The organism is Prosthecobacter algae (genome assembly GCF_039542385.1).
Taxonomy (GTDB): domain Bacteria; phylum Verrucomicrobiota; class Verrucomicrobiia; order Verrucomicrobiales; family Verrucomicrobiaceae; genus Prosthecobacter; species Prosthecobacter algae.
The window spans coordinates 1-21698 of record NZ_BAABIA010000014.1 but is presented as its reverse complement, the minus strand read 5'-3'; the positions used below and the strand labels follow the sequence as shown (position 1 = coordinate 21698).

Annotated in this window: 14 protein-coding genes; 5 read left to right on the top strand and 9 right to left on the bottom strand. The window is 62.5% G+C overall.

Annotated elements, in window-relative coordinates; all coding sequences use genetic code 11:
• Nucleotides 1–1000 precede the first annotated feature (1000 nt).
• The gene (locus ABEB25_RS23415) at nucleotides 1001–2209 is read right to left on the bottom strand and encodes a nucleoside monophosphate kinase (protein WP_345738885.1); all 1209 of its coding nucleotides are present in this window, start codon (nucleotides 2207–2209) and stop codon (nucleotides 1001–1003) included.
• A 236-nt stretch (nucleotides 2210–2445) separates the two neighbouring features.
• Here ABEB25_RS23415 and ABEB25_RS23410 point away from each other — a divergent pair, with 236 nt between their 5' ends.
• Both ABEB25_RS23410 and ABEB25_RS23405 read left to right on the top strand, forming a co-directional pair.
• Nucleotides 2446–2898 carry a type III secretion system chaperone gene (locus ABEB25_RS23410; RefSeq protein ID WP_345738884.1) on the top strand — a complete coding sequence of 151 codons (453 nt, stop codon included), beginning with the start codon at nucleotides 2446–2448 and terminating at the stop codon, nucleotides 2896–2898.
• A 41-nt stretch (nucleotides 2899–2939) separates the two neighbouring features.
• Nucleotides 2940–3296 carry a hypothetical protein gene (locus tag ABEB25_RS23405; protein WP_345738883.1) on the top strand — a complete coding sequence of 119 codons (357 nt, stop codon included), beginning with the start codon at nucleotides 2940–2942 and terminating at the stop codon, nucleotides 3294–3296.
• Nucleotides 3297–3593: 297 nt separating this feature from the next.
• On the opposite strand, the gene ABEB25_RS23400 is transcribed toward ABEB25_RS23405, so the two are convergent.
• Nucleotides 3594–8102: a DUF7133 domain-containing protein gene (locus ABEB25_RS23400; protein WP_345738882.1), complete on the bottom strand. Its 4509-nt coding sequence runs from the start codon at nucleotides 8100–8102 to the stop codon at nucleotides 3594–3596.
• Between the two features lie 704 nt (nucleotides 8103–8806).
• On the opposite strand from ABEB25_RS23400, the gene ABEB25_RS23395 reads away from it, so the two are divergent.
• Entirely contained in the window at nucleotides 8807–9562 is a 756-nt protein-coding gene (locus tag ABEB25_RS23395; RefSeq protein ID WP_345738881.1) for a phosphatase PAP2 family protein, read from the top strand.
• A 9-nt stretch (nucleotides 9563–9571) separates the two neighbouring features.
• On the opposite strand, the gene ABEB25_RS23390 is transcribed toward ABEB25_RS23395, so the two are convergent.
• The 7 genes from ABEB25_RS23390 to gap all read right to left on the bottom strand — a co-directional run bounded on the left by ABEB25_RS23390 (nucleotide 9572) and on the right by gap (nucleotide 18705).
• The gene (locus ABEB25_RS23390) at nucleotides 9572–10411 is read right to left on the bottom strand and encodes a helix-turn-helix transcriptional regulator (protein ID WP_345738880.1); all 840 of its coding nucleotides are present in this window, start codon (nucleotides 10409–10411) and stop codon (nucleotides 9572–9574) included.
• 473 nt (nucleotides 10412–10884) lie between these two features.
• Nucleotides 10885–11475: a LutC/YkgG family protein gene (locus ABEB25_RS23385; protein WP_345738879.1), complete on the bottom strand. Its 591-nt coding sequence runs from the start codon at nucleotides 11473–11475 to the stop codon at nucleotides 10885–10887.
• Nucleotides 11476–11748: 273 nt separating this feature from the next.
• Nucleotides 11749–13116, bottom strand: coding sequence for a lactate utilization protein B (locus ABEB25_RS23380; protein ID WP_345738878.1), 1368 nt, complete (start codon nucleotides 13114–13116; stop codon nucleotides 11749–11751).
• Between the two features lie 102 nt (nucleotides 13117–13218).
• Nucleotides 13219–13974 carry a (Fe-S)-binding protein gene (locus tag ABEB25_RS23375; RefSeq protein WP_345738877.1) on the bottom strand — a complete coding sequence of 252 codons (756 nt, stop codon included), beginning with the start codon at nucleotides 13972–13974 and terminating at the stop codon, nucleotides 13219–13221.
• A gap of 276 nt (nucleotides 13975–14250) precedes the next feature.
• Entirely contained in the window at nucleotides 14251–14925 is a 675-nt protein-coding gene (locus ABEB25_RS23370; protein ID WP_345738876.1) for a transposase, read from the bottom strand.
• A 959-nt stretch (nucleotides 14926–15884) separates the two neighbouring features.
• Nucleotides 15885–17042: an MFS transporter gene (locus tag ABEB25_RS23365; RefSeq protein ID WP_345738875.1), complete on the bottom strand. Its 1158-nt coding sequence runs from the start codon at nucleotides 17040–17042 to the stop codon at nucleotides 15885–15887.
• Nucleotides 17043–17655: 613 nt separating this feature from the next.
• Nucleotides 17656–18705 (bottom strand): type I glyceraldehyde-3-phosphate dehydrogenase, encoded by a 1050-nt coding sequence (gene gap / locus ABEB25_RS23360; RefSeq protein ID WP_184207277.1) that lies wholly within the window; start codon nucleotides 18703–18705, stop codon nucleotides 17656–17658.
• A gap of 397 nt (nucleotides 18706–19102) precedes the next feature.
• On the opposite strand from gap, the gene ABEB25_RS23355 reads away from it, so the two are divergent.
• Both ABEB25_RS23355 and ABEB25_RS23350 read left to right on the top strand, forming a co-directional pair.
• Nucleotides 19103–19663: a redoxin family protein gene (locus ABEB25_RS23355; RefSeq protein WP_345738874.1), complete on the top strand. Its 561-nt coding sequence runs from the start codon at nucleotides 19103–19105 to the stop codon at nucleotides 19661–19663.
• A gap of 77 nt (nucleotides 19664–19740) precedes the next feature.
• Nucleotides 19741–21255, top strand: a complete 1515-nt coding sequence (locus ABEB25_RS23350; protein ID WP_345738873.1) for an amidase — start codon at nucleotides 19741–19743, stop codon at nucleotides 21253–21255.
• Nucleotides 21256–21698: the final 443 nt, after the last annotated feature.

Sequence of the window (21698 nt, the reverse complement as noted above, 5' to 3'; positions counted from 1 at the left end):
CGGGGATTGACGGAATCAGGAGTCGGATCTGAGGCGGGGGCTTGGCGAGCTAAAGCTCTGGAGTACTTTGGCGCATCCGCCGATGAGGATTGGCCGACAAGTAGCCCGCACAGTCCCCGGTGCGGATAGCAGCCTCGAAGCCCCGGGCCGCCCTCTTTCGAGATTCTACCGTCGGGGCAGGGCTATGGGAGGCGGCGAATGGATCTTTGCTCGCTCGATTGTCTGTGAGCTTTCGACGCTGCTGTCCGCACAGGGACTGTGCGGGCTACTTTTCTATACGGGCTACTTTGTGTGAAGTCGCAAGACCAAGAGCAGTTTGGTGAATGAGAATGCTTTTTGTTAGGCGGCTGAAAAGCGGGAGGGCTGCTGAATGTAGGCTGGGTGAATCACACAACGGATTTTCGATGCTTGGTGCATCTGCCGATGAGGTTTGGCCGATAAGTAGCCCGCACAGTCCCTGTGCGGATAGCAGCCTCGAAGCCCCGGGCCGCCCTCTTTCGAGATTCTACCGTCGGGGCAGGGCTATGGGAGTTCGGCGAATGGATCTTTGCACGCTCGATTGTCGGTGAGCTTTCGGCGCTGCTTTCCGCACAGGGACTGTGCGGGCTACTTTTCTATACGGGCTACTTTGTGTGAAGTCGCAAGACTAAGAGCAGTTTGGTGAATGAGAATGCTTTTTGTTAGGCGGCTGAAAATCGGGACGGCTGCTGAATGTAGGCTGGGTGAATCACACAACGGATTTTCGATGCTTGGTGCATCTGCCGATGAGGTTTGGCCGATAGGTAGCCCGCACAGTCCCTGTGCGGATAGCAACCTCGAAGCCCCGGGCCGCCATCTTTCCAGATTCTCCCGTCGGGGCAGGGCTATGGGAGTTCTGCGAATGGATCTTTGCTCGCTCGCTTGTCTGTGAGCCGTCGGCGCTGGTGTCCGCACAGGGACTGTGCGGGCTACTTTTCTATGCGCGCTGCCAGGGGCAGGCGGTGGGTTATTGCAAAGGTGGTTAGCCGCGGCGGATCTCGGAGCCTTTGAAGCGGATGTTGAAGCGGAAGACTTTTTTCTTCCGGCAGTGGATCTCGCCGGTCTGCAGGTCGAAGCGTTCGGGGATCTCGATGAGGTGGAGATCGGCAGTGGCGTGGAAGCCGCGCTCGGAGAAGATGTCGATGAGGATGGCCAGGGCTTCGGGGTCGTGGAAAAGGGTGTTTTCCGAGTTGATATCGGCGCGGCCAGAGATGGCGTGGCGGACGATGATGGGCATCATTTTGCCCTCGATGAAATCCACGACGGCCTGCATGAGGTCGGCCTTTTCCACCTTGTAGCTGTCCAGGCGGCGGACGAGGTCTTGCCGGGCATGGCGGATGATTTCGCTGGCCAGCGGCAGCTTGCGCAGGAGGTCGAAGGTGCGGGGATCCAGCTCCAGGGAGCTTTGATACTCCAGCTCGCGCACGATGTTTTCCTGCACGAGGTCCAGCGAGGCCTGGGCATTGATGAAGTGGTAGTGGAAGATTTCCTTCAGGGAGACGAGCGCATCGTACGTCTTCTCTTTGAAGACCTTGTAGCGATTGCGGGCGAGGGTGGGATCGAAGTCGGTGGCGCGTTCTTCCCAGAGTTCGCCCAGGCCGGAGCGGCGGACTTCCTCATTGTGGGCGAGGACTTCCTGGCCGCGTTTGAGCTGGCGGGCGATGCTTTCGGCCTCATCCACAAAGAGCACCATGATGTGGAAGATGGGCTGTTTGAAATGGAAGGCATCGGGCGTGGCGGAGAAGTCCCGGCGCAGGCGCATCATTTCATCAAAGAGGAGCTTCAGGCACTCCACCTGCACTTTGGTGCGGGGGAAGCCATCGAGGATAGCCCCGTTTTGCTGCTCGGGTTCGAGGAGTTTGCGGAAGAGGATGCCGACGACTTCACGGTCGCCCACCATGCCACCCTGGGACTTCAGCTTTTGGGATTCAGGGCTGTCGAGAAGGGCGCTGACGACGATGGGCTCGGCGGTGATGCCGCGCAGCTTGCGGATGAAGTTGGTGTTGGTGCCTTTGCCCGCACCGGGGGCCCCGCCGAGGAGGATGAGCTCCTTTGGGAAGCGCAGGTTTTCGCGGCCGTAGTCATCCTCGAGCTGCTTCCACACCTGGTTGAAAATGAGCTGGGCGTCCTTGATTTCCAGATCGGGAGGCGCGGCAGGTTTGGCGGTGGGTTCAGCGGGGGTGGGCTGCATGAGATTTTTCACAGCTATCAGGCGGCTGGCAGACAAGTCAAATCCGCGACGAGGCAAACTCCCTGCCATGATGCGTGGGGCCGTACGAGCATTAAGCTTAAGTCAGCTCATTTTTTATGGATGTTTTATGCTTGTTTATGAAGGTATAATCTATTTGATTTCTAGTAAGAATATTTTAAATGGCATCTGCCATTATGAGTAAAGCAGCCTCCTCACCGCGCTCTGTTCGCGATCTCATGCGCTCCTCTGCCAAGGGGGCTTCGACGGGTGAAAAAACTCCGGCTGAGCCGCTGGAGGTGATGCGCCGTCTGATCAGCGAAGTGAATGGGCTTTCGGGTCAGGCCCTGGAGGTGAACGACCAGGGGCTCTGCGTGATGGAAAGTACGGAGGGAATGCCCATGACCTTGACCCTGCATGACAACAGCAACAGTTTGCTGCTCACGGCGATGATTGCGGAATCTGAGGGTCCCCCCAGCCCTGAACAGATGCGGAAGCTGCTGGAGATCAATGCCTATGGGGCTGATACTCTGGGAGGCTGGCTGGCGCTCATCCCGGACAGCGCCATCGCCGTTTTCCATTTCGAATGGCGGCCATTTCAGGCCAGCGATGGGGAGACTCTCAGCAAGCTTCTCAATACCTTCATCAATCATGCGCACCATCTGCGTGACCGTGTGGCTGAGGCGGTCTAAGTTTGGAGTAACTTGATTCGATTAATTCAATCTATTTTATTATGCCGCCTTCAACCAATCAAGACAATCAGGGTATTGCCAAATCGATTGAGTATGGCTTTAGGACTATGGGCGCAGCCGCTTCACAAGTGAATAGTAGACCAGCGCAATTTTTTGCTCTGTTCTGTGAAGTCGGTGCAGCCGCTGCGGCTGGAGCTGCCAAGGGTACAAAGAATTCGTTTGGTGCTGAGGGAATGGACTCAAAACCTAATTCTTTAGCATTTTCCAAAGAAGAGCTAGCAGAGATCCGTGTGCCCAAGAATATAAATCTAGGAGTAAAGCCTTCTATGCACACATTATTTAATCCTGTTCTGAGTAATGCGATAAAACAGGATCGACACATAGGCAGAACGATATAAATGATAGCATGATCCTAAATAATATCTTCATTGGTTAAGCTTTTGTTCGCCGCGTTACTTCCGGCTAGCTTATTCAAATGTCGAATCAGGAGATGCTGGCACTTGCGGAGTTTTTGAAGTTCTGTCGATTTAACTTGGGATGGAGGATGGATCAAAACAAGAGTCAGGCGGTCTGATAGGCTGAGGGAAATAGCGAAGGCTGAGCAAGGATGGAGTTGGGGCGTGAGATGGCGGGACTTGGCAAGTCCCGCTCCTTGAGTGGCGTTGTGAAAGCTCGGCGGCGGGTGAGCTGATCGCTTACCCTTTGAGGGTCATGAGGTAGGCGAGGAGGTCGGCGGCTTGTTGGTCGTTGAGGGCATCGAGGAGACCTTCGGGCATGAGGCTGCGGCGGATGTAGCGGGTGGTGCGGACGTCTTTTTTGGGCACGCGGCGGTCGGTCATGCCGGGCTGGCGGACGACGTAGGCCTGGGCGTCTTCGCTGACGTAGAAGGCATCCAGGAGGTCGCCATTCATCATCTCCAGGCGGAAGATGCGGTAGCCGGGCTCCATGGCGGCATTGGGGGTGAGGATGTTGCGCAGCACGGCCTCGAGGCCCATGGCCCCGGCTCCGCTGAGGTTGGGGCCGATCTGGCCGCCGGTGCTGCCGATCTGGTGGCAGGCGAGGCAGAGGGCGGCGAGGGGCTGGCCCTGCGGTGCCTGGCCCTGGGCGGCGAGGGCGGTGTAGCGGGTGAACTGGGCATCCAGCTTCTGGGCCTGGGCCTGGGTGAGCAGCGGCGGGGTGTCGAGGGTCTTGGCGATGCGTGCGCCTTTGCCGTAGAGCTTGGGCGTGGCGGGCTTCAGATCGCGAGCGGCGGTGAAGTGCAGGCCTTCGGTGGTGGGGGGCAGGATGCGATCGAAGTGGGCGCGGATCTGGGCCTCGGTACGGGCCTGTTTCCACACGCGGAATTCGCTGAGCGCGCCGTGGGTGCCCTGGTTGGGGCCGCTCCAGCCGATGCGGCAGTCTTTAAAGGGGGCGGTGGATTTTTTGCTGCTGGTGGCTTCCAGCTCGCCGTTTTGATAGAGGCGGAAGACGCCGCCGGCATCGCGGGTGACGGCCACGTGGGTCCAGAGATCGGGCGTCATGGGTTTCTGCGCGGCGACGACATCGCCGATGCCATCGCCGAGCCAGACACGGAATTTGGAGCCGAAGAAGTTGAGGTCGATCTGTTTGGGCGAGCCGAGGATGCTGTCCTGATTTCCGATACCTTCGGTTAGGCGGACCCAGGTCTCGACGGTGAAGGGGCCTTCAAGAGTGAGCTTGGAATCCACCCAGGCGCTGTCCTGGCCATCGAGCAAAAGCACCTCGCCAAAGACACCGCCGAGCTGCTGCTGTAGCTGGGCGAGGGCGGGATCTTCGCCCAGGACGGTGGCGAGGCGTTCGAGCACGGGGCCGTCGAGATCGGCCTGGGGGATGGTTTTGTCGAGGATGGCCGTGAGCAGGCTTTTGGCTCCGCCTTCGGCCTGGCCGGAGAGGGCGTTGAGCGTGCGCTTGCGCTGGGCCGGGGTGAGCTTGGGGTAGAGCTTGAAGAGGCGTTCGCAGGCGCTCTGCACGGAATTGGTGCTGGCGGCGATGAGGGCATCCAGCGCGGCATCGCGAAGGGTGGCGTCGGGATCGGATTCGGCGAGGACGTAGAAGAGCTGGGTCTCGGGCGAACGGATGGCGGCCAAGGCGGCGAGGCGGAGGGCGAGTTCGCCACTTTCATCCTGGGGGACGGGCTGGCCTTCAAAGACCTGCTGCTGCCGCTGGTAGAGGGGCTCGATGACGTTTTCCTCGGCGGGAATTTGAAAGCCGCTGCACAGCACAAGGGCCTGTTTGCGGGTGGGCAAGTCGTCGCTCTTCAGCATGCTCAGGGCGGTCTCTTGGAGGATGGGGGCGACGCGGGCTGCATCCAGCAAGGTGCGTTTGGCCAGGAGTTTTTCCGCGACGACGGCCCCCGATGTGGGCAGGGAGAGCAGGGCCTTCAGGGCTGCGCCCACGCCGGGTTCTTCGGGGAACTGGGCGAGGCGGAGGAGCTCTTCGTCATTCGGGGCGCGGTCGAGCTGGGGCAGGAGTTTGGCGACGCGGGTGGCGCTGGTTTTGGGATCCAGGGCCAGGGCGGCGAGGACGCGGGCCTCGACGGGGAGTGCAGCGGCGGATTCGGAATCGAGGAACTTGGCGACGGCCTCCGGATGCCGCTCCAAGAACATGCGAACGAGGAAGCGTTCGAACTCGCGGTCGTAGGCTTCACGGACGGGGATTTGTTTGGCACCGCGCGAGGACTGGATGGTGGGGCCGCTGGTGAGGGAGGGCTTGGCAAAGGAGAGGAGGATTTTGATGGCGAGGTGCTGGACCTCTTCTTTCGGGCTTCCTTGGAGGGCCTGCGCCACACACTGGATGGCGGCTGTGCGGATCTCAAATTCAGGGGCTTCGGACACTGCGGGCCAGACCGTTCCATCTTCCGCTTTGAGTCCTTGCAAGAGCGTCAGCATCTCGTGGATCAGATAAGATTCAGTGGGGTCCTGGCGGGCGGCAAAATGAGTGAGGACGCTCTGGAGAAGGCGGAGTCCTTCCCGGCGAACTTTGGCGTCTTTGGAGCGTGCGGCAGTCATGATGGCAACGAGGTCGCCCCGCACGGGCGGCTCTTTCCCGAGCGTATCACTGACCGCCCAAAGGATGGGCAATGAGGATGAAGACCGATGTTTGGGTTTTGCAGCAAATTCAGTTAGGCGGAAATGATCGTCTGTGCCGGGGAGCCGATCTGCCAGCGTCTGCCACGCAAGGTGGGCTTTGGCGGTGGGCTTGGTGCCGAGGAGGGCGATGAGGTCTTCGGTGCTGAGCTGGGTGAAGTCGGGGATGGGGGCGGACTCGGGAGAGTTGGTTTTCTTCGGCTTCACGCGCCAGATGCGGCCTCGGGTTTTGTCACGGTCGGGGTGGGCGCGGGGGACTTCGTTGTGGGAGATGATTTTGTTATACCAGTCCACGATGTAGATGCAGCCGTCGGGGCCGTTGGTGAGGGCCACGGGGCGGAAGAAGGGGTCGTCGCAGGTGATGAGGTCGGGCTTTTGATCGAGCTTCCAGTAGGCGCCGTCGCGGTGCATGGCGAGGGTTTGGACCTTGGAGGTGATGGGGTTGGCGACGGCCATCGTGTGGGCGGCCTGGGCATCCACGAGGGGGCCGTTTTCAATGAGGGCGAGGCCGCTGAGGCCGGTGCCGCCCATGCGGAAATCCGCCTGCGGGGGGAAATCGGGCTGGTAGCTTTTTTTCAGGGCCTCCATGCCGCCGGGGTAGTAGGCGTATTCGTGGAAAGGCATGATGGGGTAGCCATAGTCGTTGGCCTCCTGGATGAAGGTCTCGCCCTCGCCGGTGATGACGAGTCCCCAAATGTTGTTAGGCCCAACGCTGGTGACTTCAAAGTCGCTGCCATCGGGCCGCATGCGGGCCATGCCGCACTTCGGATAATCGACGAGGTCTTTGCTGCCGGGCTTGTGCACCTGGCTGTTGTTAAAGAGGCCCTGGGCCATCCAGATCCAGCCGCCGGGGGCGCGGGTGAACTGATGGGGGAAGAGGTGGCTGTCCTGCACGCCGAAGCCGGTGAGGAGGACTTCGTGGGTATCGGCCCGGCTGTCGCCATCGGTGTCTTTGAAGAGCTTCAGATCATGCCCGTGCTGGATGTAGCAGGTGTCGCCATTGCCCCAGGGTAGGATGCCAAGTGGGATGGCGAGGCCTTCGGTATAGACCACAGGATTGGTTAGGCCGCCGGGAGGCAGCGGGGCATTGAGGGCCTCGCGGGAATAGATGAGGACCTTGTCCTTGCCGGGGCTGTTGTAGATGGCCTCGGCAGCGGCGGGGTTTTCATTGGCATCCACGGGATACTCAAAGGCGGTCTGAGTCCACAAACGGCCGCGCTGATCAAAATACACACTGACGAATTTGCCGATGCCATCGCTTTCCTGGACGACGAGTTCGATGTCGTAACCTTCGGGCAGATGGAAGAGCTTTTGCTGTTCGGCAGCGGTTTTGGCAGTGGCCTGGACGTTGTTGTAGCTGATGTCGCGTTTGCCTTTGACGGGAGCCTCAGCTTTGGTTTTGGCAGGTGGGGCGACGAGTTTGCGTGCGGCCTCGACGCCACCAAGGGACTGCCAGGTGGGCGCACCAGGGGTGGCGGGGAGTTCTTCAATCGTGATGTCCTTCACCTGCACGAGGCAGGCACCGCCGCTGTGCACCTGGGGGCCGAGCCGGCCATCGAGCGCGACGTTTTTGTCGGTCTCGGTGTAGTCGATCGCGGCGACGCCATTGATCCAGACCTGGATGCGCGGGCCTTCGGCGAGGATGCGGTATTCGTTCCAGCCATAGACGTCCACGGCCTTGTCCAAAGCGGCGGCATCAAGGGGCTCGGCGATGACTTTGTTGCGGCGGAATTCGTCGTAGATTTTGCCGAACCAGCCCTTGCCACAGTCCACCTGGTAACCGCTCATGTGATGGCCGCCGGGGACGCGCAGGCTGCGGATTTGAATGCCGCTATTCAGCATGCCGGTGGCGGGATCGCCGCTGACTTTGATCTTCAGTTTGAGATCGAAGTTCTGGTAGCTCTTGTTGGTGCAGATGAAGTAGTTCTGCGTGACCTTTTCAGTGAGGGAACCGCCGGTCATGAGGCGGTCCTCGATGCGCCAGACGGCGGGGTCGAAATCCCAGCCGGTGAGCGATTTGCCATCGAAGAGGGAGACGGGCTGTGCCCAGAGGGGCAGGGCTGTGGTGAGCAGCAGGCAGAGGAGGGCAAAGCGGCGCATGGTGGTGGGAACGATATAACGCGGGCATTTCACCAGATTCCTACGAGGGCGTCCACAAGGAGGTGACCGAAATGCACAGGGGGTGGGGGGGATGGTTGATGGTTGATGGGTGATGGATGATGGATGATGGATGATGGATGAGTGTGAGGGGGCGCAGCTTTTTGTGGAGCGCGGGCGTCTCGCCTGCAGTGTTCGGCGTCCCGCCGAAGACCGTGGACCGGGGTGGCTGCTGCTAGGTGCCTGGAATTGGGTCTGCGGAGTGTGAGAACGGTTTCCCGCGAGGACGCGTGAAACGGCAGGCGAGACGCCCGCGCTCCATGGCGAACGGGGGCGGGTGAGCTTTTCGAAAGCGCCAGAGGACTGGCGCAGTCCAGGACGCTTCGGAACCGGTCATCCCGCGTGCGGGACGCAGGCAGCTACGGGGGTAGCTGGGCCCGCCAGGGCGTGGGGAGTAGGAGGGCGAGGGTTCAGCGGCCGGGACTTGGCAAGTCCCGCTCCTTGGGGGCGTTGAGGAAGCTCGAAGGTGCGAGAGCCTTCGTCCAGGTCATCCCGCGTGCGGGACGCAGGCAGCGCCCCTCTTTTTGCCAAAGCTCTGTCTGGTGAGGCATCCGGAGGGCGGGGGAGGGCCGAAAAATGGGTGACGGGAGGGTCTAAATTCACGGGGATTTTGGCCGGATGCGAAGTAGGTGTGAGGGAGTCTCTTTATGATTGCGCGTTCGTTTGAACTTTTTCTGAATCAGGTGCGCCAGTGGCGCAAGGAGCCGCTGATCCCGGCGGCGCTGCTGATCATTGCCTGCGGGCTGCTGGGCTTTATCGAGATCGCGGAGGAGGTGCAGCAAAAGGAGTCGCACAGCTACGATGAGAAGATCCTGCTGGCGATGCGGGAGGCGGGGAATCCGGCGGATCCGCTGGGGCCGCCGTGGATGGAGGAGATGGGGCGGGACCTGACGGCGCTGGGGGGATTCACGATCCTGACGGGGCTGACGGTGGTCTCTATGGGGCTGATGCTGCTGTATGGCCGGGTGCGGTTGTCGCTGCTGACGCTGGTGGCCATCACGGGCGGGATGCAGGCCTCGGCGTGGTTGAAAAGTTTGTTTGGCCGCCCGCGCCCGGACCTGGTGCCGCATGGGGTGCTGGTGACGAGCGCCAGCTTTCCCAGTGGCCATGCGATGATGGCGGCGGTGGTGTATCTGACGCTGGGCGTGATGCTGGCGCGCACGCAGCCCAGCCGGAAGGTGCGGCTGTACATTGTGTCGCTATCGGTGATCATTGCGCTGCTGGTGGGTTGCAGCCGGGTGTATCTGGGCGTGCACTGGCCCACGGATGTGCTGGCGGGCTGGACGCTGGGCGGGGCCTGGGCGGTGACGTTTGGCCTCATCGCGCTGAAGGTGGACCCTCGCCGTCCTGGCGATGAGGGCCGTGGTGATGAGGAGGCGAAGGCGCTGGAAGAGAGTGAGTGATGTTTGAGATCAGACCCGAGCGCGGTAGTCGGAGGGGAGGCAGCCGGCCCAGCGGCGGAAGGCGCGGGAGAAGGCGATGGGGCTGCGGTAGCCGATCTGCTGGGCGATGACCTCTTGCTTGTCCTGGGTGTTGCTGAGCATCTCCTGGGCGGCCTGGATGCGGAGGGAGGTGAGGTGGGCCATGGGGCTGCGGCCCAGTTCCTTCCAGCAGAGGCGGCGGAAGTGCTCTTCACTGACGTGGGCGGCGTGGGCCAGGGAGGCGAGCGTCCAGTCCTCGGCTAGGCGGGTTTCTACGTCCTGCCAGAGACGGCGCAGGCGTTCATCGCGACGCCAGGGTTCGGCGAGGCGGCGGGCGTGGTGCTGGAGGAGCTCGGTCCAGTGATGCAGGGCCTTCACATCGCGGGTGCTTTCCCACTCGCCACGCAGGCCGGCCCAGATGCGGTGGAGCTGGGCGGCATCCACCTTGACCTTCACGGGGGAAGCGGCGCTAACCAAAGGTGTGACAAAGGGTGGCTCGTCATAGCGTACCCAGAGGAAGTGCCAGGGCTTGCCCGGCAGGGCGTGAAAGGCATTGGGCACGCGCGGCGGGGCCATGCAGGCGGTGCCGGGGCCGACACGGTGCCAGCGACCATCCAGGAGGACACGGCCGCTGCCGCTGAGGCAGACCATGAGGAAGCTGCCGCTGGGGGAAAGGCGCACGCGCTCATAGGGTGGCACGGCTTCATCCATGCCGAGCCGGGCGATGCGGTGGGTGGCGAGGGCGCGGCAATCGGCGGCCTCCAGCACCCAGCGGGCGGTCTTGGGGCCGTCGCAGGTGGTCTCGATGAGGGATGGGGGCGAGGCGGGCACGGGGGTGGTGAGAGCGGACGGGACGGAGTGGTGGAAGGGGGCTTTTTACAGGATTAACAGGAAGTGTGGCAAGGGTGCGGGCGGCAAAGTGGGGGAGCTTTTTTTAGACAGGATTGCCGGATTTGCAGGATTGACAGGAAGAGGAGAGGATTTGGGGGGACGAGATGGAGGTGGGGACGGAGTGGTGGAAGGGGGCTTTTTTACAGGATTAACAGGATGGCAGGATTAACAGGATTTTTTGGGAAGGTTTTACGAGTGGCGGGGCTGGTTTGTTGGGGTCTGTTGGTGTTTAGGCTTGAGGCGATCTGGAGAGGGTTCGGCAGGTCATTGAGTCGCCTAAAGGCTAGACACCAGCAGAGCTGGCGGGAGCTGAGGGGAAGGTGATGGCTGGAGGGATGGGGGCGGGTGAGCTTTTCGAAAGCGCCAGGGGACTGGCGCAGTCCAGGACGCTTCGCGGATGCGGTGTGGGCGGTTTAATCGAGGATGAAGATGGTGGCGCCGCGTGCGCCGTGGGCACCGATGACGAGGCATTGTTCGATGTCGGCGGTCTTGGATGGACCAGCGAGGAAGAGGCCGAAGCCGCTGCCGATGGTGGCGATGCGCTCGTAGGCGTGGTGCAGGGTGGGGACGAGATCGGCGGCGTGGAGGACGATGAAGAGGTGCTCGGCAATGAAGGGGAGGACGCGGTGGGGGCCGAGCTCGGTTTCATCCAGCCAGACGGCGCCGTTTTCACAGACGCCAAAGCGGGCGTGGAGGATGGCGGTGTGGATGCCATCGAGCGCGTGGGGATCGGTGACGGCGGTGAGATCCACGGTGCCGGGGAGCTGCGGGACGTGGGAGGCGAGGGCGGCGGTGGCGGGGACGTTTTCGCGCAGCCAAGTGGCGGCCTCGGTGAAGCTGTGGCCGCGGATGACACGCGCGCCGATGAGGTCCAGCGTGGCGATGAAGTCCGTCAGGGAGGCCTCATTCGGCAAGGCACGGAGGGCGGCCACGGGGGCCTCGGGCGAGGGCGTGGGGCTGCCCTGGGCTTGACGGACGGCGGCGAGGATGGTGGCGCGGCTCATGGGGGGTGAGGGTTGATGGTTGATGGAAGGGGAGTGGTGGGGCGGACGGAGGTTTCCGGCGTCCCTGCGGGACGCTTGGGTGGTGTTGCATTATTGGTTGGGTCGGGGGTCCGGTGGTTCCCGGTGGCTGCGCCACCTTCACCACCGGCTACGTTCCAGGTTCCCTCCGGGAACCGTGGCTCATGATTTGAGGATGGATGGGTGATGGTTGATGGAGTGAGATTCTTGACGCTTTGACCTTTGACCTCGCACTGAGCACTTTCCATGCGTGCTCTACTTTTTGTTGGACTGTTGGTTATGCCATTGGCGGAAGGTCTGGGTGGGGGCGGGGGGGAGGTCGCGGGATTGGGTCCAGGGATCGAGGCGGAGGAGATTCAGCAGCGGAGTGGTGCGGCGCATGAACCAGCCGCCGAGGCGGAAGAGGGCGGGGCGGCGGACGACGAAGGCGGTGGTGTGCATGGCGGCTTTTTTCCACCAGGGGGCATGGCCTGCGGCGGTGATGTCCTGCCGCCATTTCAGGAGCTGGGCGTGGATGTCGATCTTCACGGGGCACACGGCGGTGCAGGAACCGCAAAGGGTGGAGGCGAAGGGCATGCTGGCGTGGGCGGCTTTGTCCACATTGGGCGCGAGGATGCTGCCGATGGGGCCGGAGATGAAGTAGCTGTAGCTGTAGCCGCCGCTGCGACGGTAAACGGGGCAGGTATTAAAACAGGCGGCGCAGCGGATGCAGGCGAGGGATTTGCGGTAGTCGCTACGGGCGAGCTGGCGGCTGCGGCCATTGTCCACAATGATGATGTGCATCTCCTGGCCGGGGCGCGGTTTTAAAAAATGGGAGCTGAAGACGGTGCTGGGCTGGCCGGTGGCGCTGCGGGCGAGCAGGCGCAGGAAGACTCCGAGGTGGGCCTGCCGGGGGATGATCTTTTCAATGCCCATGCAGGCGATGTGGACGGGGGCGAGGTGGGCCCCCATGTCGGCATTGCCTTCATTGGTGCAGACGACGAAGCCGCCGGTCTCGGCCACGGCGAAATTGACCCCGGTGAGGGCGGCATCGGCGGTGAGGAAATGATTGCGCAAATGCTGGCGTGCGGCCTCGGTAAGCTGCTGCGGGTCATCCAGCCCGGCGGGGGTGCCGAGGTGCTCGTGAAAGACCTCGCCCACCTCAGCCCGCTTCAGGTGGATGGCGGGCATGACGATGTGGCTGGGCGGCATCTCCTGAAGCTGGACGATGCGCTCGCCGAGGTCGGTATCGATGACTTCGATGCCTTGCTTTTCCAGGTGGGGGTTGAGGTGGCATTCCTCGGTGAGCATGGACTTGCTTTTCACCAGCTTGCGTGCGCCGTGCCGCTGCAGGATGCCGTGGACGATGCGGTTGTGCTCGTCGCCATCGGCGGCCCAGTGGACGTGGATGCCATTGGCGGCGGCGTTATCTGCGAACTGCTCCAGGTAGTCGGCCAGCTTGGATAGCGTGTGCTCTTTGATCTGCGAGGCGGCCTCGCGGAGCTGCTCCCACTCGGGTACGCGGGCGGCCATGCGGTCGCGCTTGGTGCGGACCATCCAGAGCGTCTGGTCATGCCACGCGGCGCGGGCGGGATCGCGCTGGAACTCGTGAGCGGCGGCGGAGTGAGTGAGAGGTTGAGCCATGGTTAAGCGGTGGCTGGGCAGTTGTTGAGCGGTGGTTGAGCGGTGGTTAGGGAGGAGATTTTGAGCTAGGGCAAACCATGGCAAACCATTGCAAACCATCGCTCAACCATCGTTCAGCGATGGCTCAGCTTCTGACTCTGCTGTCCCAGCGAGGATCTCGGCAATGTGCCGCACCTTCACCTGCGGGGCTTGGCGGGAGAGGAGGCCGCCGAGGTGCATGAGGCAGGACATATCGGCACTGGTGATGAACTCGGCCCCGTGGCTGATGTGATCTTGGATGCGGTCGCGGCCCATGCTCACGGAGACGTCGCTTTCAAAGACGGAGAAGGTGCCGCCAAAGCCGCAGCATTCATCGCAGCGGTCCAGCGGGACGAGTTCCAAACCGGCGACCATTTGCAGCAGGCGGGCGGGTTTGGAAAAGGCGGGGACCCTGCACTCGCTGGGGCTGCCGAGGCCCAGGCCGCGCAGGCCATGGCAGCTCTGGTGCAGGCCCACACGATGGGGAAAGCGGGCGGGCAGGGAATCCACCTTGGCGATGTCGTGGAGGAACTCGCACAGCTCATAAACGCGGTGGGCCATGGGGGAGTGCTGGGCCTCCAGGCTCTCCTTCAAATGCAGCACGCAACTGCCGGAAGGAGAGACGATGTGGTCAAAGCGGGCGTATTCGCGGGCGAAGTCGGTGAGGCAGCCCGCGCCGGCTTTGGCGAAGCCGGAGTTTGACATGGGCTGGCCGCAGCAGGCGGGTTTTTCCGGCACCTCCACCTGATGACCGAGACGGGTGAGCAGCGTGTACGTGGCCTGGCCGACCTGAGGGTAAAGCTGGTCGATGTAGCAGGGGATGAAAAGGCCCAGGGTCATGTGAGGGAAGGTGTACGTGGCCTATGGTAGGTGCCTAGCAACGGATGCACACGGGAATGTGACCGGAATGCACCTGGATGGGACGGAAAGGGGGGATGCCGGAGTAGCCCGCACAGTCTCTGTGCGGGTAGCCGTGCCGAATCGTCACAGACAGTCGCGTGAGTGAAGATGGATGCGTCACTACACTCGGCTGCTGCCTGCAATAGAGCGTGAAGGTCTTGAAAATGGGGGTAACTTGGGGCTGCGAGATTGCTATCCGCACAGGGACTGAGCGGGCTACTTTTGGGCCTCATTGGGTGACGCAGGCTCTCTTTGCCATAGCAGATACTCACCCGGCTTTAACCTGGCTGACCCAGGATTAGCCGCAATGTACTGCCGCAATTTTTGAAATGAGAGTTCACTCCGAACCAGATGGTCAAAGCTTTCGACCTGCCAAAACCTTCCTGTTCTCCCCAGGCTTTTGTTGATCTGCGCGGCGGTCCATCTTTTCCATGATTCGACCTGCTTCAGCATGGTATCTCTGCCCATGCCACCTACAAGGACATGCACATGGTTAGGCATAATGACAAAATCTCCCAGAATATAACGGGAAGTATCGAAAAAATGCAGGGCTTCAGCTACAATCTTCGCCATTTCTTGCTGGCGTAAAAGACAGCTACCATGGCCTGCATCTAGCTCCTTTTCGATGCTGCGGGTGAAGCGTTTGAAGTCTCTACGACTGGTCTCCGGCAGATCTTCTATCTGAGTTCGCCATGTTGAAGATTGGATGTCGATGTTATGCCGGACCAACCAGTCATCGCGTTCCACACACCAGCGTTTCCAAATGGTGGATGGGACGGAATCTGCCATTCGCCAGGTGATGAAATAAGTTGCACCTTCCTGGCCCCAATGAGGAAGGTTTCCATGTGAAACGGAAAGTCTGGAAGCCGGATTGAAGAACTGAAAGGCCATGAGACAGGTGCGACTTAGCCAAGCTGCCACAAATGGCAATAAACTTGAGGGGCCGCAAAGTAGCCTGCACAGTCCCTGTGCAGAAAGCAACCTCAAAGCCCCCATCAATCGCCAATTCAGTCAGCGCCCCAACCTCATTTAGCGAGTCCCTAACCCGCTTTCATTGTGCGAATAGCCAAGTCTTTGGGGGGGCGGTGTTGGAGCCTGCAGAGTGCAGATTCATTCTCAAGCTCTGTCGGCACGGGAAGGGTGGAATGAATGGGAAGGGTGATGGACTGCCGCGTGAATGAAGATGGATGCACAGGGTTCCATCGGAGCGGTGAGGCTGGAAAGGAGGGCTTGGGGGCTTCGCGGCTGCTTACCGCTCAGGGACTGAGCGGGCTACCATGAGCGGGGGTGAAAAAGTAGCCCGCACAGTCCCTGTGCGGACAGCCGTTGCGAAGGGTGATGGACTGCCGCGTGAATGAAGATGGATGCACGGGGTTCCATCGGAGTGGTGAGGCTGGAAAGGAGGGCTTGGGGGCTTCGCGGCTGCTTACCGCTCAGGGACTGAGCGGGCTACTATGAGCGGGGGTGAAAAAGTAGCCCGCACAGTCCCTGTGCGGACAGCCGTTGCGAAGGGTGATGGACTGCCGCGTGAATGAAGATGGATGCATGGGGTTCCATCGGAGTGGTGAGGCTGGAAAGGAGGGCTTGGGGGCTTCGCGGCTGCTTACCGCTCAGGGACTGAGCGGGCTACTATGAGCGGGGGTGAAAAAGTAGCCCGCACAGTCCCTGTGCGGACAGCCGTTGCGAAGGGTGATGGACTGCCGCGTGAATGAAGATGGATGCATGGGGTTCCATCGGAGTGGTGAGGCTGGAAAGGAGGGCTTGGGGGCTTCGCGGCTGCTTACCGCTCAGGGACTGAGCGGGCTACTATGAGCGGGCTACTTTTTGAGGCCGGGTGTCTCTGATCCCCCTCACCGCCCCACCCTTAAAATGAGGAGGGAGGCGAGGAGGCCGAGGGCGGCGGTGACGGACCAGAGCAGGGCGGGGGCGGTCTCATACAGGTGCAGGGAAGCGACGGAGGTGATGATGCCGCCGATGGACCAGGCGAAGCTGAGGAAGCCGGAGTAACGGCCGCGCATGTCATCCGGGGCCAGGCTGGCGGCATAGGCCTGCTGGCGGGAGAAGGCGAACATTTCCCCGACGGTGAAGACGACCATGGTGAAGATGAAGATGGCCAGGCTGCCGCCGATGGTGAGGATGAGGAAGCTGCCGGCCATGAGGAGGTAGCCGAGCGCGAGCATCATGCGCACGGGCCAGGGCCGGGTGGCGGCGGCGAGGGGGATCTCCAGCACGCAGATCATGACGCCATTCATGGCCAGCACGAGACCGCACCAGGACATGGGCAGGCCGCTGCGCTCAAAGTGCAGGGGGAAGCTGGTGGAGGTCTGGCGGAAGATCCAGGCGACGCAGAGGCAGGCGGCGAAGAGGGCGAGGAAGGGCCGGTTTTTCCGGATGGAGGCGAGCGCGGGGCCCCAGCCGGCGAGGTGGGCGTGGGTGCGGTTGCCACGCGGCAGGCAGGTCCAGGCGATGAGGCCGAAGAGGGCGGAGGTGCTGGCATCCACGACGAAGAGCCAGAAGAAGGATCCCTCCGCCAGCAGTCCGGCGACGGCGGGGCCGAAGGACCAGCCTAGGTTCACGGCAAAGCGGTTCACGGCGAAGGCGAGCACGCGCTGGTGCGGCGGGACGAGGTCCTGGATGAGGGCATTGCCCGCAGGGTGCCCGGCCTCGCCCATGAGCCCGGTGGCAAAGGCGATGACGGCGAGCACGCGCCAGTCCGTGGCCTGGGACATGGCCAGCATGCAGGCGGCGCTGCCGTAGGCGGAGAGGGCGAGGGTGACATTGCGCCCCAGCCTATCGGCCAGCCAGCCCCCGAGGGCGGCGGCCCCCATGGCCCCGGCGGAGTAGCTGGCGACGGCGAGGCCCGCCTGCGTGGCCGTATTGCCATTGCGCGTGATGAAGATGGTGAGGAAGGGCCAGACGAAGAGGCCGAACCGGTTGACAAACGTGGCCCCGGCAAGGATCCAAAAAGGCCGGGGGAGACTGCGAAGCTGGGAGAGGTACTGGGACATGGTCGGTGCGCGATTGACCGGACGCGCGACGGGGGCGGACTAACAAACTATGATATGGGAGGCGGCAGCAGGAGGGGCTGGCAGACGAGGCGGAAGCTGCGGAGTTCGTTTTGGTCGCGGTGTTTGTTAGGGCGTGGGGAGGAGTTCATGGGATGAGGGGGTGATGGATGAGAGTGGATGGTTGATGGACGGGGAGGGACGGGGAGGGACGGGAGGGGGGAAGGGGTGTTTTTTGGACAGGATTGCAGGATTTGCAGAATTGACAGGAGGGGGAGGGATATGGGGGACGAGATGGTGGTGGGGGCGCTGGGTGGCGGGGATGCTGTTTTTTACAGGATTAACAAGATGGCAGGATTAACAGGATTTTTGAGGGGGTTACGAGGAGTGGGGTGGTTTGAGTGGTCTGCTGGTGTTTAGCCTTTAGGCGATCTGGAGAGGGTGCGGCAGGTCAGGGAGTCGCCTAAAGGCTACACACCAGCAGGGCTGGCGGGAGCTGAGGGGTAGGGCGATCCAGAGTTTGAATGCCCATGGTCCTCTCGCCAAAAAAAACGGGCCGGACTCTTGCGAGCCGGCCCGTGGAAGGGTTTGAAAAGGGGTGCTGTTTTCTTGGCGATTACAGGCCTTTGCTCACGATGTATTTCACGAGGTCGACGACTCGGTTGGAGTAACCCCACTCATTGTCGTACCAGCTCACGAGCTTGAAGAACTTGCTGTTCAGCTCGATGCCGGAACCGGCGTCAAAGACGGAGCTGCTCTGGTCGTGGATGAAGTCGGTGCTCACCACTTCGTCCTTGGTCCAGCCCAGGATGCCCTTGAGGTAGGTCTCGCTGGCCTTCTTCATGGCGGCGGAGATCTCGGCGTAGCTGGTTTCCTTCTCGGTCTTAACGGTGAGGTCCACGACGGAGACGGTTGGGGTCGGCACGCGGAAGGACATGCCGGTCAGCTTGCCCTTCACTTCTGGGATGGCCAGGCCGACGGCCTTGGCTGCGCCCGTGCTGCTTGGGATGATGTTGATGGCGGCGGAACGGCCACCTTTCCAATCCTTGGCGCTGGGGCCGTCGACGGTCTTCTGGGTGGCGGTGTAGCTGTGGATGGTGGTCATCAGGCCTTCGGCGACGCCGAAACCTTCTTTCAGCAGCACGTGCACGACCGGGGCCAAGCAGTTGGTGGTGCAGGAAGCATTGGAGATGACGTGGTGCTTGGAGGCATCATACTTCTCATGGTTCACGCCCATGACGATGGTGATGTCTTCTTCCTTGCCTGGGGCAGAGATGATGACTTTTTTGGCGCCGGCGTCGATGTGACCCTGGGCTTTGCTGCGCTCGGTGAAGAGGCCGGTGGATTCGATGACGATGTCCACGCCGAGTTCTTTCCAAGGCAGGGCGGAAGGACCTGCACGCACGGCGAGGCACTTGATCTCATGGCCATCGACCACGAGGATGTCGTCTTCAGCCAGCTCGGGGCTGCTCTTTTTGGAGGAAACTTCTTCCTTGGCCTTGCCCTGTGTGGAGTCGTACTTCACGAGGTAGGCGAGGTTGTCTGCAGGCACGAGGTCGTTGACGGCGACGACTTCGATCTCCTTGCCCAGGAGGCCCTGATCACAGATTGCGCGAAACACGAGGCGGCCGATGCGCCCGAAACCATTGATGCCGATTTTGACCATTGTTGTATGAGAGTGGGATTTGCAAATACCCGCCGCAGCAGGAAGCGCGCCGGATAAAAGGTGCATAGTGCAGGAGAGGGGGGGCGTCAACTGGCGGGTTTGGAAGGGGGGAAGGGCGGGGACAAGGGGAAACGGGGCCGCAGGAGGGGAAGGGGGAGTTTTTGGACAGGATTACAGTCCCGCAGTCGCGGGAAGGATTAACAGGAAGGGGGAGGGATATGGGGGACGAGATGGAGGTGGGGGCGGGAGGGTGTGGAGGGGGCTGTTTTTTACAGGATTGACAAGATGGACAGGATTAACAGGAGGGGGCGGGGAATAAGTGGAGGCTGGTTTTTTTGACAGCTTGACCTCCCTTGACACATTTGACTGGTTTGCCCCGTCTTGACCCTCTCTGCCTATGAAACTCCTGCCCCTTTTGCTGTGCCTCGCCTTTGCCTCCAGTCTCCCTGCCGCTGAGCCGGTGCTGGAGTTGCAGGGGACGGATGGGAAGATGCACGCGCCGCTGGCGGCGAGGGAAAAGAAGGCGGTGCTGGTGTTTTTTGTGTCGCCGTTTTGCTCCACCACGCGGCCTTTCATGCCGGAGATCAATGCGATCGCGGCGGAGTATGCGGACCGCGTGGCGGTGGCGCTGGTGCATTCGGATGCGGAGATCACCGTGGAGGTGGCGCTGCAGCATGCGGATATGTCGGCGGTGAAGGCGACGGTGCTGGTGGACAAGGAGCAGAAGCTTGCCCGGCAGGTGGGCGCGGCGGTGACGCCTGAGGCCGTGCTGCTGTCCCCGGCGGGCGCGGTGCTGTATAAAGGCCGCATCAATGACCTCTACCTGGCCCCCACGAAGCGCCAGCGCGCTGCCAGCACGAAGGACCTGCGGGATGCCCTGGAGGCGGTGCTTTCCGGCAGGCCGGTGGCCACGCCGCAGCCGGAGGCGCAGGGCTGCAAGATCGGTTTGCTGAAGTGAGCGGCGGGCTTTGAGCGGACCCAAAGGCGGGGCTTGACCCCCAGGGGGCTTTTTTGCCAAGCTGGCCATCCCCCATCATGAAAAGACGTTTATTCATCGGCTCTGCCCTCACTGTCCTGGCCGGTTGCCGCCGCGAGGAGGACATCCTGCCGACGGAGGGCGTGACGATGGCGGAGCTGGCCACCCGGCTGCGCGAGGGGCGGGTGAGCGAGGATCGGGTGCTGGACTATTATCTGGGCCGGATCCAGGCGCTGGACCGTGCGGGGCCGGAGCTGCGATCCATCCTGGAGGTGAACCCGGACGTGCGCCGCCCTAGCGGGCCCGGGCCGCTGCGGGGCATCCCCATCCTGATCAAGGACAACATCGAAACCGCCGATGCGATGGAAACGACGGCGGGCTCGCTGGCGCTGCTGGGCGCGCCAAAACCGGCCCAGGATGCGACGGTGGTGAAACGGCTGCGCGAGGCCGGGGCGGTCCTTTTAGGCAAAACGAATCTCAGCGAGTGGGCGAATATCCGCTCGCCCAGCTCCACCAGCGGCTGGAGCGCGCGTGGCGGGCTGACGCTGAATCCGCACGACCTAGCGCACACGGCCAGTGGATCCAGCAGTGGCTCCGCCGTAGCGGTGGCGGCGGGGCTGTGCGCGGCGGCGGTGGGCACGGAGACGAATGGGTCCATCGTCAGCCCGGCCTCGGCCTGCGGCATCGTGGGGCTGAAGCCCACGCTGGGACTCATCAGCCGCGCGGGCATCATCCCGGTCACCCATTGGCAGGATACGGCGGGGCCGATGACGCAGACGGTGCGGGATGCGGCGCTGCTGCTGAATGTGCTGGCCGGGGCGGATGCGCGGGATGCGGCCACGGCGCAGGCGCAGGTGGCGAAGGACTACAGCTTTACCCTGGGGCCGGACGGGCTGAAGGGGCGGCGGCTGGGCGTGCTGACCTCGCTGAGCGGTCGCCACCGGGAGGTGCGGCAGCTTTTTGACCACACGCTGCGGCGGCTGGAGGAGGCCGGGGCGGTGCTGGTGCGGGACGTGGAAATCCCGCTGCATCGGGAGGCCTCCTCCGCTGCGTGGGTGGCCATGCTGACGGAGTTCCGCCAGGACCTGAATGCCTACCTCGCCGACCGAGGCGGGCGGGTGAAGTCGCTGGCGGAGCTGATCGCGTATAACGAAGAGTATCGCGACCAGGAGATGGCGCATTTTAACCAGGAGTTCTTCATCGAGGCGGAAACGCGCCACACGCCGGAGCACTTGGCCAAGGCGGAGGAGCTGCGGGCGCTGGCCACCCGGCTGGCCGGGCCAGAGGGGCTGGACGCCGCGCTGAAGCAGCATGGGGTGGATGCGCTGATCTGCCCGACAAATGATCCGGCGGGGCGCATCGACCTGGAACTGGGGGATGCGAATGTGCGCGTCTTCAGCACCCAGGCCGCCGTGGCGGGCTACCCGCACCTGACGGTGCCCATGGGGCTGGCGGAGGGGCTGCCCGTGGGCCTGTCCTTCATCGGCCCCGCGTGGTCGGAGGTGCGGCTGCTGGAGCTGGGCCACGCGTATGAGGCGGTGCGTGAGTACCAGCCCGCGCGGCTGTTTGTGTGAGGGGCGTGAGAGTGTTTTTGGTTAGGCTGGAGGGAGGTGTAGCTGCGCCCGCCAGGGCGTGGGGATTGGGGGCTGCGAAGGCGAGTGAGCTTTCGACAAGCTCTGGAGTCGCGATGGCCAGCCCAAGGAGCGGGACTTGCCAAGTCCCGTGGTTTGGGGGTGTTTGGGGCGGACGGGGGATCGGGGGTGGAATGGGGGCCTTTTTGGACAGGATTCACAAGATTTCAGGATTAACAAGATGTGTGGTAAGGGGGTGGGCGAGGGCGGGTGAGCTTTCGAAAGCGCCAGAGGACTGGCGCAGTCCAGGACGCTTCGCGGCTGCGGCGAGGGCCACCCGCTGGCGCGGGCAGCTACGGGGGTGGCAAGACGCTTTGCGGCTGCGGCGAGGCCCACCCGCTGGCGCGGGCAGCTACGGGGTGTAGCTGCGCCCGCCAGGGCGTGGG

Bases quoted from the DNA above. Each gene is read 5' to 3' on its own strand.
- ABEB25_RS23415 (WP_345738885.1), bottom strand. From the start codon at position 2,209: ATGCAGCCCACCCCCGCTGAACCCACCGCCAAACCTGCCGCGCCTCCC.
- ABEB25_RS23410 (WP_345738884.1), top strand. From the start codon at position 2,446: ATGCGCTCCTCTGCCAAGGGGGCTTCGACGGGTGAAAAAACTCCGGCT.
- ABEB25_RS23405 (WP_345738883.1), top strand. From the start codon at position 2,940: ATGCCGCCTTCAACCAATCAAGACAATCAGGGTATTGCCAAATCGATT.
- ABEB25_RS23400 (WP_345738882.1), bottom strand. From the start codon at position 8,102: ATGCGCCGCTTTGCCCTCCTCTGCCTGCTGCTCACCACAGCCCTGCCC.
- ABEB25_RS23395 (WP_345738881.1), top strand. From the start codon at position 8,807: ATGATTGCGCGTTCGTTTGAACTTTTTCTGAATCAGGTGCGCCAGTGG.
- ABEB25_RS23385 (WP_345738879.1), bottom strand. From the start codon at position 11,475: ATGAGCCGCGCCACCATCCTCGCCGCCGTCCGTCAAGCCCAGGGCAGC.
- ABEB25_RS23380 (WP_345738878.1), bottom strand. From the start codon at position 13,116: ATGGCTCAACCTCTCACTCACTCCGCCGCCGCTCACGAGTTCCAGCGC.
- ABEB25_RS23375 (WP_345738877.1), bottom strand. From the start codon at position 13,974: ATGACCCTGGGCCTTTTCATCCCCTGCTACATCGACCAGCTTTACCCT.
- ABEB25_RS23370 (WP_345738876.1), bottom strand. From the start codon at position 14,925: ATGGCCTTTCAGTTCTTCAATCCGGCTTCCAGACTTTCCGTTTCACAT.
- ABEB25_RS23365 (WP_345738875.1), bottom strand. From the start codon at position 17,042: ATGTCCCAGTACCTCTCCCAGCTTCGCAGTCTCCCCCGGCCTTTTTGG.
- gap (WP_184207277.1), bottom strand. From the start codon at position 18,705: ATGGTCAAAATCGGCATCAATGGTTTCGGGCGCATCGGCCGCCTCGTG.
- ABEB25_RS23355 (WP_345738874.1), top strand. From the start codon at position 19,103: ATGAAACTCCTGCCCCTTTTGCTGTGCCTCGCCTTTGCCTCCAGTCTC.
- ABEB25_RS23350 (WP_345738873.1), top strand. From the start codon at position 19,741: ATGAAAAGACGTTTATTCATCGGCTCTGCCCTCACTGTCCTGGCCGGT.